Source organism: Azospirillum brasilense, assembly GCF_003349955.1.
GTDB classification, from domain to species: domain Bacteria; phylum Pseudomonadota; class Alphaproteobacteria; order Azospirillales; family Azospirillaceae; genus Azospirillum; species Azospirillum brasilense_B.
In genome coordinates, this window is the sequence record NZ_QLKQ01000008.1 from 79,546 (window position 1) to 91,109 (window position 11,564).

At 67.3% G+C, this 11,564-nt stretch carries 13 protein-coding genes and 1 tRNA gene; 11 read left to right on the plus strand and 3 right to left on the minus strand.

The window, feature by feature from the left end:
• Positions 1–30: 30 nt before the first annotated feature.
• Entirely contained in the window at positions 31–582 is a 552-nt protein-coding gene (locus DXK32_RS32020; protein ID WP_162801089.1) for a hypothetical protein, read from the plus strand.
• Positions 583–825: 243 nt separating this feature from the next.
• Here DXK32_RS32020 and DXK32_RS05750 read toward each other — a convergent pair.
• Positions 826–915 (minus strand) — tRNA-Ser (locus DXK32_RS05750).
• A 209-nt stretch (positions 916–1,124) separates the two neighbouring features.
• Here DXK32_RS05750 and rplU point away from each other — a divergent pair.
• From rplU to DXK32_RS05775, 5 genes are all read left to right on the plus strand, one after another.
• A complete protein-coding gene (gene rplU, locus DXK32_RS05755) occupies positions 1,125–1,442 on the plus strand; it encodes a 50S ribosomal protein L21 (protein ID WP_014239459.1) in 318 nt (105 codons plus the stop codon).
• Positions 1,443–1,475: 33 nt separating this feature from the next.
• The gene (rpmA, locus tag DXK32_RS05760) at positions 1,476–1,754 is read left to right on the plus strand and encodes a 50S ribosomal protein L27 (protein ID WP_038526273.1); all 279 of its coding nucleotides are present in this window, start codon (positions 1,476–1,478) and stop codon (positions 1,752–1,754) included.
• A 146-nt stretch (positions 1,755–1,900) separates the two neighbouring features.
• A complete protein-coding gene (obgE, locus tag DXK32_RS05765) occupies positions 1,901–3,145 on the plus strand; it encodes a GTPase ObgE (RefSeq protein ID WP_114857637.1) in 1,245 nt (414 codons plus the stop codon).
• Complete coding sequence (gene proB / locus DXK32_RS05770) at positions 3,078–4,298, plus strand: glutamate 5-kinase (protein ID WP_247876995.1); 1,221 nt, start codon at positions 3,078–3,080, stop codon at positions 4,296–4,298. The genes obgE and proB overlap by 68 nt, the downstream gene beginning before the upstream one ends.
• On the plus strand, positions 4,295–4,978 hold the full coding sequence (locus DXK32_RS05775) for an HAD family hydrolase (RefSeq protein WP_114857638.1): 684 nt from the start codon (positions 4,295–4,297) through the stop codon (positions 4,976–4,978). The genes proB and DXK32_RS05775 overlap by 4 nt, the downstream gene beginning before the upstream one ends.
• A gap of 16 nt (positions 4,979–4,994) precedes the next feature.
• Here DXK32_RS05775 and DXK32_RS05780 read toward each other — a convergent pair whose 3' ends face one another.
• The gene (locus tag DXK32_RS05780; RefSeq protein ID WP_114857639.1) at positions 4,995–5,738 is read right to left on the minus strand and encodes a sulfite exporter TauE/SafE family protein; all 744 of its coding nucleotides are present in this window, start codon (positions 5,736–5,738) and stop codon (positions 4,995–4,997) included.
• A 108-nt stretch (positions 5,739–5,846) separates the two neighbouring features.
• Positions 5,847–6,710 carry a c-type cytochrome gene (locus tag DXK32_RS05785; RefSeq protein ID WP_114857640.1) on the minus strand — a complete coding sequence of 288 codons (864 nt, stop codon included), beginning with the start codon at positions 6,708–6,710 and terminating at the stop codon, positions 5,847–5,849.
• A gap of 181 nt (positions 6,711–6,891) precedes the next feature.
• Between DXK32_RS05785 and DXK32_RS05790 the strand changes: the two genes are divergently transcribed.
• The 5 genes from DXK32_RS05790 to gpmI all read left to right on the plus strand — a co-directional run bounded on the left by DXK32_RS05790 (position 6,892) and on the right by gpmI (position 11,553).
• A complete protein-coding gene (locus DXK32_RS05790; protein ID WP_114857641.1) occupies positions 6,892–8,172 on the plus strand; it encodes a glutamate-5-semialdehyde dehydrogenase in 1,281 nt (426 codons plus the stop codon).
• A gap of 123 nt (positions 8,173–8,295) precedes the next feature.
• On the plus strand, positions 8,296–8,913 hold the full coding sequence (locus DXK32_RS05795; RefSeq protein WP_114857642.1) for a nicotinate-nucleotide adenylyltransferase: 618 nt from the start codon (positions 8,296–8,298) through the stop codon (positions 8,911–8,913).
• Positions 8,910–9,350, plus strand: coding sequence for a ribosome silencing factor (rsfS, locus tag DXK32_RS05800; protein ID WP_014239450.1), 441 nt, complete (start codon positions 8,910–8,912; stop codon positions 9,348–9,350). Before DXK32_RS05795 ends, rsfS begins: the two co-directional genes overlap by 4 nt.
• A 41-nt stretch (positions 9,351–9,391) precedes the next feature.
• On the plus strand, positions 9,392–9,850 hold the full coding sequence (gene rlmH, locus DXK32_RS05805) for a 23S rRNA (pseudouridine(1915)-N(3))-methyltransferase RlmH (RefSeq protein WP_014239449.1): 459 nt from the start codon (positions 9,392–9,394) through the stop codon (positions 9,848–9,850).
• Positions 9,851–9,987: 137 nt separating this feature from the next.
• Complete coding sequence (gene gpmI / locus DXK32_RS05810; RefSeq protein ID WP_114857643.1) at positions 9,988–11,553, plus strand: 2,3-bisphosphoglycerate-independent phosphoglycerate mutase; 1,566 nt, start codon at positions 9,988–9,990, stop codon at positions 11,551–11,553.
• Positions 11,554–11,564 lie beyond the last annotated feature (11 nt).

Below are 11,564 nucleotides of genomic sequence, written 5' to 3' on the forward strand. Positions count from 1 at the left end.
TCATATATTCTTTAAATAAGGAATATCGCCATGAGTAGAATAGTCATCTACCTTGACAATAATGCTTGGAATTTTTTAGAGAAAAATAAAATTTCGTTGGATAAGGAATTTCCTGCTGAAAATTTTTCTATCTTCATAACGAAGGAAATTGAATTTGAAATAAAACCAATACCTGACGAAAAATCTTCATTAAAAGAATATATCCAACTGACTATCAAAAAATGCTCAATAAAGGTAGATTCACTTTTTGGATTTTACGATGATAAGCACACTCCTGAAATGCAGAGATTAGGTGGATTTGGTGTTGGAAGATGGGCAAGCAAAGAGGAGCTTGATTTTATTCAAAAACACGCCCATCTTATAAAGAATGAAAAAATAAAAAAATCAGGAATGTTTAAAAACGAGACGGACGTATCTCTAGCCGCTCGATCTTTCAACGCTATCGTCCTGACTCTTGATAAAACGCCAAACGATCCTCTCGATATAGCAAAAAAACAAGGTGGAAATGTGGTATTCTTGACTGATTTCCCTGACAGCGGCTTATCCTTACGCGAATTCGTTCTCAAGGAAGCCAACACCTAAACACGAAGGTTTGCCGTACTGGATTGCGCGCCAAGTCTGACCGTTTGCGATAACGGCCCGTACCGTAGAACGCAGAGTGGTACGTGCGTGGCACACCTATCTACAGATCGCTTTAGTTTTCGCTCGCGATTATTCGCCAGTAGCGAATGGAATTAGCTAAGACCGCAAAAACAGGCGCCGAAAACGAAAAAAGCCTTCCCGGTCGGGAAGGCTTCTTCGTGTGAGCGTTCGCTCGAATGAGAGTGGCGGATGGGGGGAGATTCGAACTCCCGATACCCTTGCGGGTATGCCGCATTTCGAGTGCGGTGCATTCAACCGCTCTGCCACCCATCCGCTGCCCCGTTTCCGGGGTGGCGCGGAACCTACCCAAAAGCCTGGGGGGATGCAAGCCCTTGTTTGCAAGAAAATGAACGGGAAAATGCCACCATGCCTGTTGACTCCCGGTGGCCCATCGGTTAAATCCCCGCTCTCACGAACGGGCTTGCACCTCAAACGGTGGGCGAGCGGCCCTTCCGTTTGTTTTGAGATAGGCAGTGACGACGATGTTTGCAGTGATCCGCACCGGCGGCAAGCAGTACAAGGTCGCCAATGGCGACGTGATCCGCGTTGAGAAGCTCGAGGCCGAGGCCGGCGCTTCCATCACGCTCAACGACGTGCTGATGGTCAGCGACGGCGGCAGCACCACCCTTGGCACCCCGACGGTTGCCGGCGCTGCTGTGACCGCCGAGATCGTCGCCCAGGATCGCGGTCCGAAGATCATCGTCTTCAAGAAGAAGCGCCGCCAGAACTACCGCCGTAAGAACGGCCACCGCCAGGACCTGACCGTCCTGCGCATCACCGGGATCAACGGCGCCGCCTGAACGGCCGCCGACCAGTCACAGGAGTAACTCCCCATGGCCCATAAAAAAGCAGGCGGCTCTTCGCGCAACGGCCGCGATTCCGCTGGCCGCCGCCTCGGCGTGAAGCGTTTCGGTGGCGAGAACGTCGTCGCCGGCAACATCATCGTCCGCCAGCGCGGCACGAAGTTCCACCCCGGTGAGAACGTCGGCATCGGCAAGGACCACACCCTGTTCGCCAAGACGGACGGCGTGGTGGCCTTCAAGCACAGCGCCCAGGGGCGTACCTACGTCGCCATCGAGGCGGTCGAGGTCCCGGCGGTCGCGGCCGAGTAATCTCGTCCGGCCCGTACGGTGTGTTGGGACAATCGGGGGTTCGGGCAACCGGCCCCCGATTTTCTTTTGTTGATGTGGTGGTCACCGCCCCCTTCCCACGGTTGGAGGACGGTGCGCAAACGGTAGATTGGCCGGCACGGTCCCCGATGAAGTTCCTCGATCAAGCCAAGGTGTATCTGAAAAGCGGCGACGGCGGCCCCGGCGCCATCGCCTTCCGCCGCGAGAAGTTCATCGAGTATGGCGGACCGGACGGCGGCAACGGCGGCCGTGGCGGCGATGTCGTGATCGAGGTCGTGAACGGCCTCAACACGCTGATCGACTACCGCTACAAGCAGCATTTCAAGGCGCAGCGCGGCAACCACGGCATGGGCGCCAACCGCAACGGCGCCCGGGGCGAGGACGTGGTCCTGCGCGTGCCGGTCGGCACCCAGATCCTCGACGAGGACCAGGAGACCGTGCTGCTCGACCTGACGGAGCCCGGCCAGCGCGTCGTCATCCTGAAGGGCGGCGACGGCGGCTTCGGCAACGCCCATTACAAGACCCCGACCAACCGCGCCCCGCGCAAGTCGCACCCCGGCTGGCCGGGCGAGGAGCGCTGGGTCTGGCTGCGGCTGAAGCTGATCGCCGACACCGGCCTGCTCGGCCTGCCCAACGCCGGCAAATCCACCTTCCTGGCCGCGACCACCGCGGCGCGGCCGAAGATCGCCGACTACCCCTTCACCACGCTGGCCCCCAACCTGGGCGTCGTCCGCGCCGGTGACGAGGAGTTCGTCATCGCCGACATCCCCGGCCTGATCGAGGGCGCGCACGAGGGGCACGGGCTGGGCGACCGCTTCCTCGGCCATGTGGAGCGCACCCGCGTGCTGCTCCACCTGATCGACGGCACGGCGGAGGATGTGGTCCAGTCCTACACCACCATCCGCAACGAGCTGGTCGCCTATGGCGGCAACCTTGCCGACAAGCTGGAGATCATCGGCCTGAACAAGGCCGACGCCCTGCTCGACGAGGAGATCGCCGAGAAGAAGGCGGCGCTGGAGGCCGCGTCGGGTGCCGAGGTGATGGTTCTGTCCGGCGCCACCGGCCAGGGCGTCCAGGCGGTGCTTTACCGCTTGCTCACGCTCATCAAACAGTCCAAGGAAGAGGAGCCCGACGTCATCCAGGCTCCGGTCACGCGCTCCATCCCCCGGCCCCCGGTCGGCCAGAAGATGGACGACGAGTATGCGGGCTGGAACGAGGAGACGGGCGAGTACGACGATCTCCCCGAAGAGGCAAACGACGACTCCGACTCGGACGGGGATGACTCGGACGGAGACGACTGGGACGATGAAGGCGACGATGACGGTGACGACACCGAGCACAGCGGCAACGGCGACGACAACGCCAAAGGCTGATACCTCCTCCCTGCTCCCCACCCTGCTTCCCACGTTGCTCGATGCGCGGCGGCTGGTCGTCAAGATCGGCTCCGCCCTGCTCGTCGACAGCGCCACCGGCCGGATGCGCCGCGAGTGGCTGGACGCGCTGGCCGACGACGTGGCCGCCTGCCGCAAGCGCGGCCAGGAGGTGGTGATCGTCACCTCCGGCGCCGTCGCCTGCGGGCGCGAGCATCTCGGCCTCGTCGGGCGCGCCCTGCGGCTTGAGGAGAAGCAGGCCGCCGCCGCCACCGGCCAGATCCGGCTCGCCGCCGCCTATCAGGAGACGCTGGCCCGCCACGGGCTGACCGTCGCCCAGGTGCTGGTGACGCTGGAGGACACCGAGGAGCGCCGCCGCCACCTCAACGGCCGCGCCACCATCGACACGCTGCTGAAGCTCGGCGCCGTCCCCGTCATCAACGAGAACGACACCGTCGCCACCGCCGAAATCCGCTTCGGCGACAACGACCGTCTGGCCGCCCGCGTCGCCCAGATGATCAGCGCCGACACGCTGGTCCTGCTGTCGGACATCGACGGCCTCTACACCGCCGACCCGCGCAAGGACCCCGAGGCCCGGCACATCCCGGTCGTCCAGGAACTGACCTCCGACATCGAGAACATGGCGGGCGAGCCGCCGCCCGGCTACAGCTCCGGCGGCATGGTGACGAAGATCGTCGCGGCCCGCGTCGCGCTGGCCGCCGGCTGCCGCATGGTCATCGCCAAGGGCAAGCGCATGAACCCGCTGGCCGCGCTGGAGCAGCGCCCCGAGCAGGGCGGCGCCCTGTGCACCTGGTTCCTGCCCGCCGCCTCCCCCTCCTCCGCCCGCAAGGCGTGGATCGGCGGCAACCTGAACGCCCACGGCGCGCTGACGGTGGACGCCGGCGCGCTGACGGCGCTTGCCCGCGGGGCCAGCCTGCTGCCCGCCGGGGTGCGCGCCGTCGAGGGCGACTTCGAGCGCGGCGACGTGGTGGTGGTCAAGGCGCCGGACGGGCGCGAGGTGGCGCGCGGCCTGACCGCCTATGCCGCCGAGGACGCCCGCCGCATCGCCGGCCGCAAGAGCCACGAGATCGAGGAGATCCTCGGCTACCACGGCCGCGACGAGATGATCCACCGCGACGATCTGGTGGTGCGGTGAGCGTTCCGATCGTGGGCCGCCCGCCCCTCCAGGCCATCCTGTGGGACATCGACGGCACGCTGCTCGACAGCGAGCCCTGGCACCAGCGCGCCACCATCGCGGTCTGCCGGCTGCACGGCCATGCCCTGTCCGACACGGACTACGCGGCCACGCTGGGCGTCGCCTTCCCGGAGCTGTACGCCCGGCTGCACGCCGCCCGGCCCATGGCCCTGACCTTCCGGGAATGGGCGGACGCCATAACCGACCTCTATCTGGAGCGCATCGCCGAGGTCGAGGCGCGGGCCGGCGCCCTGGCGCTGGTCGACGCCTTTGCGGAGCGGGGGCTGCTGCAGGCCTGCGTGTCGAACAGCGGGCGCCGGGTGGTCGAGGCCAACCTGCGCCACATGGGCAGCCCGCATTTCCTGTTCGGCCTCAGCCGCGACGACGTGGGCAAGGGCAAGCCGGACCCCGAGCCCTACCTGACCGCCGCCGCCCGCCTCGGCGTGCCGCCGGCGGCCTGCGCGGTGATCGAGGACAGCCCGACCGGCGCCCGCGCCGCCAAGGCCGCCGGGATGCTGACCATCGCCTGGCCGCAGCACGCCGACCTGCTGTTCGAGGCCGCCGACCATGTGGTGGATGACCCGGCGGCGCTGGACTGGGACGGCCTGTGCGGTATCGCGGAGCGCATGGCGGCGGATTGACCGCCGCCCGCCCTTCTCACGCCTTCACGACGAAGAAATAGACCGTCATCGCCACGCCCACCAGGATCACGAACTTGCGCAGGATCGGCGGCGGGATGTGGCGGGCGACCGCGGCCCCGGCGTAGCCGCCGGCCATAGCGGCGACCAGCATGATCAGCGCCTCGTTCCAATAGACCGCACCGCCGAAGACGAAGGCCACCACCGCCACCGCATTCAGGCAGCCGGAGACCAGCGCCTTCAGCCCGTTCATCGCGTGCAGGTCGGTCAGGCCGAAGACGCCCAGCGTCGCCAGGATCAGGATGCCGATCCCCCCGCCGAAATAGCCGCCGTAGATGGCGATGAAGAACTGCACGATCAGCACCGTGGCGTGGCCGACCTTGAAATTGCGGCGGATGTAGGCCGACACCTTAGGGCCGAAGGCGAACAGCACCGTCGCGAACAGCAGCAGCCAGGGAATGACCGCCTCGAACACCCGCTGCGGCGTCCACAGCAGGAGCAGCGCGCCCAGCAACCCGCCGATCAGGCTGACACCCAGGAAGGCCGGCAGGCTGACCTCCTTGATCCGCCCCAGCTCCCGCCGGTAACCGTAGGCGCTGGCCAGCGCGCCCGGCGACACCGCCACCGTGCTGGTCGCGTTGGCGTTCAGCGGCGGCACGCCGGCCATGATCAGCGCCGGGAAGGTCAGGAAGCTGCCGCCACCGGCCACGGCGTTGAGCACACCCGCGAAGAAGGCGGAGACGATCAGCAGCAGGGTCAGCATGGGGCCACGGTCCGGCGGGTGGAAAAAGCCCGCGGACTATGCCCTCTCGGCAAGGCTTACGGTACTGCGTTTTCGGCGGTGCGGTATTTCACGCACGCCCGGTGGGGTCTAGCGGGTCGGGGGAAGCGTACGGAGATAGGCGACCAGGGCGCCCAACTCGCCATCGCTCATGGATTTGTAATAGTGATAGCCCATGGGCGGGCTCAGCCGGCTGCCGTCGGGACGTACACCTTCGGTGATCGCCTTGCGGATTTCCGCGTCGCTCCAGCCGCCCAACCCATGCTCCTTGTCCTGCGTGATGTTGCGGGACACCGCGTTGCCCCACGGCCCGGTGAAGTTCCGCCCGCCGGCCCCCATGCGCGTGATGTCGAGCCGCCCGTCCGGCAGCATCGGCGTGTGGCACTCCATGCAGTGGCCGAGCGGACCGGCCATGTACGCTCCGTACGTCACCGGGTCCGTACGCGGCACCTCCGCCACCGACCCGACCGGCGGACCGTAGGCGGCGGGCAGCGCCATGCGGTACTCGGACTTCGGGACAGAATGCCGCACCGGCGGAACGCTGCGCAGATAGGCGACGATGGCGTGCAGGTCGCCATCCGACAGGCCGCGGTAGAAGCCGAAGGGCATCGGCGGCCCGATCAGGCTGCCGTCCGGCCGCCGGCCCTCGCGGATCGCGGTAATGAGTTGTTCGTCGGTCCAGCGCCCGATCCCGGTCTCCAGGTCCGGCGTGATGTTGGAAGCGTAGGCGGTGAAGGGCTCCTCGACGAAGGGCGTCCCGCCGGCCAGCTCGCGTCCCGCGACCGGCCCGCCCGGCCCCTGCGGGGTGTGGCAGTTGCCGCAGGCGACGATGCCGTTGACCAGGGCGCGCCCCCGCTCCACGGGCGATTCCGGCGGCGTTTCCGCCCAGGCCGCTCCGCCCAGCCACACCACCCCAACGGCCACGGCGGCGCCGTGGCGGACCAGCCGGTTCATGAAAGGCCCCCTCGCCAATGTCCCATGACGGAACGCTACCCACGCAACAATCGGCGGCCCAGTCGGATTGTTGAGTATTCCACTCAGCATTTCGGCTTAGCCGCCATGGCTTTCGCGGCGGCGCGGGATGGGCTATGGTTCCGGCCCTTTTCAATTGGCGAACGCCACTGGAGTGAGACCGATGTCCGCCCTGCTTGAGACCACCGACGCCTTGCACGATCAGATGCTCGCCCTCGGCCGCGCCGCCCGCGCTGCCGCGGCGGAGCTGGCGACCGTGCCAAGCCCGTCGAAGGATCAAGCCTTGCGGGCGGCGGCGGCCGCGATCCGCGACCGCAAGGCGGAGATCCAGGCGGCCAACGACGCGGACGTCGCCGCCGCCCGGGAGCGCGGCCTCGCCGGTCCCATGATCGAGCGCTTGGCCCTCAACGACGCCCGCATCGAGGCGATGGCCAAGGGGCTGGAGGACATCGCCGACTTCCCCGATCCCATCGGCGGCGTCATCGCCGAATGGACCCGTCCCAACGGGCTGGCCATCCAGCGCGTGCGCGTGCCGCTGGGGGTGATCGGCATCATCTACGAGAGCCGGCCCAACGTGACCGCCGACGCCGGCGGCCTCTGCCTGAAGTCGGGCAACGCGGCGATCCTGCGCGGCGGGTCGGAAAGCATCCGCTCGTCCCGCGCCATCGCCGCCTGTCTGGCCGACGGCCTGCGCGCCGCCGGGCTGCCGGAGGCGGCGATCCAGCTCGTCCCGACCACGGACCGGGCGGCGGTCGGCCATATGCTGACCATGCGCGACTTCATCGACGTGATCGTCCCGCGCGGCGGCAAGTCGCTGATCCAGCGCATCGCCGAGGAGAGCCGGATCCCGGTCATCAAGCATCTGGACGGCAACAACACCGTCTATGTCGACGCCGGGGCCGACCCGGAGAAGGCGCGCAAGGTGGTGATGAACGCCAAGATGCGCCGCACCTCGATCTGCGGCGCCGCCGAGACGCTGCTGGTCGACCGGGCGATCGCCGACGCCATCCTGCCGGTGCTGGTGAAGGACCTGCTGGACGCCGGCTGCGCCGTCCGCGGCGACGCCGCCGCCCAGGCCACCGACCCGCGCGTGACGGCGGTGACGGCGGAGGACTGGGACACCGAGTATCTCGACGCCATCATCGCCTGCGGCGTGGTGGACGGGGTGGACGGGGCGATCGACCACATCAACCGCCACGGCTCCCACCACACCGACGCCATCGTGACCGAGTCCCCGGCGGCGGCGGAGCGCTTCCTGCAGCGCATCGACAGCGGCATCGTGCTGTGGAACGCCAGCACCCAGTTCGCCGACGGCGGCGAGTTCGGCATGGGCGCCGAGATCGGCATCTCCACCGACAAGTTCCACGCCCGCGGCCCGGTGGGAGCGGAGCAGCTGACCAGCTACAAGTATGTCGTGCGCGGCGATGGCCAGACGCGGCCGTAACACGCCCATCCACGAGCCCCCCTCCCAACCTCCCCCCGCTGCGCAGGGGGAGGAGTCAATCCCCTCCCCTGCGCAGCGGGGGAGGGTTAGGGAGGGGGCACCGTTGAAAGCGCTGTCATCACCGTGAATCCACCCCCCCACCGCTACGCCGGCCCGCTCCACGCCGGCCTGCGCGTCGGGCTGCTCGGCGGGTCCTTCAACCCGGCCCACGCCGGGCACCGGCACATCAGCCTGTACGCGCTGAAGGCGCTGGGGCTCGACCAGGTGTGGTGGCTGGTCAGCCCGCAGAACCCTCTGAAGCCGGTGCGGGGCATGGCGCCGCTGGCCGAGCGGCTGGAGGAGGCCCGGCGCACCGCCCGCCATCCGGCCATCCGGGTCACCGCCATCGAGCGGGAGCTCGGCACCCGCTACACCGCCGACACGCTGGCCAAGCTGAAGCGGCGCTTCCCCAAAACACGCTTCGTCTGGCTGATGGGGGCGGACAATCTTCGGCAAATCCCCCGTTGGCGGCAGTGGACGCGCATCTTCCGGCTGGTGCCGGTTGCAGTTCTCGCCCGTCCAACTTATTCTATGGGAGCGCTTGGTGGCATAGCCGCTCAGCGCTATGCCCGTCGCCGGGTAAGCATGCACAAGGCCAAGGGGTTGGCCGGTTCGAAAACACCGGCCTGGATTTTCCTCCGCAACCCGCTGCATCCGGCTTCGGCGACGGCGATCCGCCGGGCACGCGCCAGCGGGTCGTGACCCTGTATCGCGAGGTAGGTACCATCAACACGTTCATCGAACCGGCCGCGCCCGTTGTGCGGCCCGCGCCCGTTCCCGTTCCCCAGCCGGACGAACTCAAGGCGCTCGTCGAGAAGTCCCTGGACGACGATCAGGCCGAAGACGTCGTCGTCATCGACCTTGCCGGCAAGACCAGCATCGCCGACTACATGATCGTGGCGTCGGGCCGCAACACCCGGCACATCGCCGCCATGGCCATGAAGCTGGCCGACCGCATGAAGCAGGCCGGCCTGCGCGGCGTCGAGGTCGAGGGCCTGAACCAGTGCGACTGGGTTCTGGTCGACGCCGGGGACGTCATCATCCACCTGTTCCGCCCGGAAGTCCGGACCTTCTACAACATCGAGAAGATGTGGGGTCTGGAGACGCCGCGGCCCTCCGCCGAGCGCATGAGCGCCTGACGGACACCATTCAGGACGGGTGAGGAACGGGAGTCGGACCGATGCGTCTGTGGCTTGCCGCGGTTGGGCGGTCACGGACCGGTCCGGCGCGCGACCTGTATGACGAGTATGCCGGCCGCCTGTCCTGGCCGCTGACTCTGCGCGAGGTCGAGGTGAAGAAACGCCTCGCCTCCGACGAGTTGAAGCGGCAGGAGGCGGAGCTGCTTTTGGCCGCCATCCCCGCCGGGGCCATCGTCGTGGCCCTGGACGAGCGCGGCAAGACCATCACCAGCGAAGCCTTCGCCGCCAAGATCGGCGGCTGGCGGGACCAGGGCGCGGGCGACATCGCCTTTCTCATCGGCGGGGCGGATGGCCACGGCGACGCCGTGCGGGCGCGCGCCGATTTTCTTTTGGCCTTGGGCGCCATGACATGGCCGCATATGCTGGTGCGAGGCATGTTGGCGGAGCAAATCTACCGTGCCCAGCAAATTCTGGCCGGACACCCCTATCACCGTGCATGACTCCCATTGTGCGCGTGCGCAGGCATGCCATTTTGTGATCCGGCCCAAGGCGATAAGAACCCGGCCCCAAGAAGGCCGGCATCAGACCGTTCGACCGAGACCCGCAACCCGACCGTGACAGGCGTATGAGGACCGTGATGACCGAGACCAATCGTCCCCGACCCGTAGTGCTGTGCATCCTGGATGGCTGGGGCTACCGCGAGGAGCGCGAGGACAACGCCATCGCCCAGGGCAACACGCCCAACTGGGATCGGCTGTGGTCGTCGGAGCCGCGCGCCTTCCTTGAGGCCAGCGAGGAGGAGGTCGGGCTGCCCAAGGGCCAGATGGGCAACTCCGAGGTCGGTCACATGAATCTGGGCGCCGGCCGCGTCGTCCGCCAGGATCTGGTGATGATCGACCACGCCATCGTCGAGGGCGAACTGGAGCGCAACGCCGCGCTGAACGACCTCGCCAAGACGCTGCTGGCCTCGGGCGGGCGCTGCCACATCCTGGGCCTGCTGTCGCCGGGCGGCGTCCATTCGCACCAGGACCACATCGCGGCGCTGGCCGGCGTGCTGGCCCATGAGGGCGTCCCGGTGGAGATCCACGCCTTCACCGACGGCCGCGACGTGCCGCCGCAGAGCGCCAAGGACCAGATGGCCGAGTTCATGGCCGACGTGCACGCCCTGCCCGGCGTCAACGTCGCCACGGTCAGCGGGCGCTACTACGCCATGGACCGCGACAAGCGCTGGGACCGCGTCGCCAAGGCCTACGCCGCGCTGGTCAGCGCCGAGGGCCTGACGGCCGCCGACCCGATCCAGGCGATCGAGCAGAGCTACGCCGCCGGCACCCACGACGAGTTCATCCTGCCGACCGTCATCGACGGCTACACCGGCATGAAGGACGGCGACGCCATCCTGATGGCGAACTTCCGCGCCGACCGCGCCCGCGAAATCCTGGCCGCCTTCGTCGACCCGGCCTTCGACGGGTTCGAGCGCGCCTCGGTCCCGAAGCTGGCCGCCGCCGTCGGCATGGTCGAATATTCGTCCACGCTCGCCAAGCTGATGACGACCATCTTTCCGCCGAAATCCTTGACCAAGGTGCTGGGCGAAGTGGTCAGCGAGGCCGGATTGACCCAGTTGCGCATCGCCGAGACGGAAAAGTACCCGCACGTCACCTTCTTCTTCAACGGTGGCGAAGAGCGCGTGTATCCGGGTGAGGACCGCATCCTGGTGCCCTCGCCGAAGGTCGCGACCTACGATCTCCAGCCGGAGATGTCCGCCGCCGAGGTGACCGACAAGGTCGTCGCCGCCGTGGACAGCGGGAAGTACGATCTGGTGGTCATCAACTACGCCAACCCCGACATGGTCGGCCACAGCGGCATCCTGTCCGCCGCCATCAAGGCGGTGGAGGCGGTGGACGCCAGCCTGGGCCGTCTGGAGGCCGCCGTGCGCGCCCAGGGCGGCGTGATGCTGGTCACCGCCGACCACGGCAACTGCGAGCTGATGAAGGACCCGCAGACCAACGGCCCGCACACCGCCCACACGCTGGACAAGGTGCCTCTGGTGCTGGTGAACGGCCCCGCCGGGGTGTCGGCGATCCGCAGCGGCCGTCTGGCCGACATCGCCCCGACGCTGCTCGATCTGATGAAGCTGCCGCAGCCGGCGGAGATGACCGGCAAAAGCCTGATCGACCGCGCCAGCGCGCGGGCCGCCGCGGAATAAGGCGGAACCGG

Coding starts and splice junctions, on each gene's coding strand:
- DXK32_RS32020 (WP_162801089.1), top strand. CDS start 31: ATGAGTAGAATAGTCATCTACCTTGACAATAATGCTTGGAATTTTTTA.
- rpmA (WP_038526273.1), top strand. CDS start 1,476: ATGGCCCATAAAAAAGCAGGCGGCTCTTCGCGCAACGGCCGCGATTCC.
- rlmH (WP_014239449.1), top strand. CDS start 9,392: ATGCGTCTGTGGCTTGCCGCGGTTGGGCGGTCACGGACCGGTCCGGCG.
- DXK32_RS05780 (WP_114857639.1), bottom strand. CDS start 5,738: ATGCTGACCCTGCTGCTGATCGTCTCCGCCTTCTTCGCGGGTGTGCTC.
- obgE (WP_114857637.1), top strand. CDS start 1,901: ATGAAGTTCCTCGATCAAGCCAAGGTGTATCTGAAAAGCGGCGACGGC.
- gpmI (WP_114857643.1), top strand. CDS start 9,988: ATGACCGAGACCAATCGTCCCCGACCCGTAGTGCTGTGCATCCTGGAT.
- proB (WP_247876995.1), top strand. CDS start 3,078: ATGAAGGCGACGATGACGGTGACGACACCGAGCACAGCGGCAACGGCG.
- rplU (WP_014239459.1), top strand. CDS start 1,125: ATGTTTGCAGTGATCCGCACCGGCGGCAAGCAGTACAAGGTCGCCAAT.
- DXK32_RS05790 (WP_114857641.1), top strand. CDS start 6,892: ATGTCCGCCCTGCTTGAGACCACCGACGCCTTGCACGATCAGATGCTC.
- DXK32_RS05785 (WP_114857640.1), bottom strand. CDS start 6,710: ATGAACCGGCTGGTCCGCCACGGCGCCGCCGTGGCCGTTGGGGTGGTG.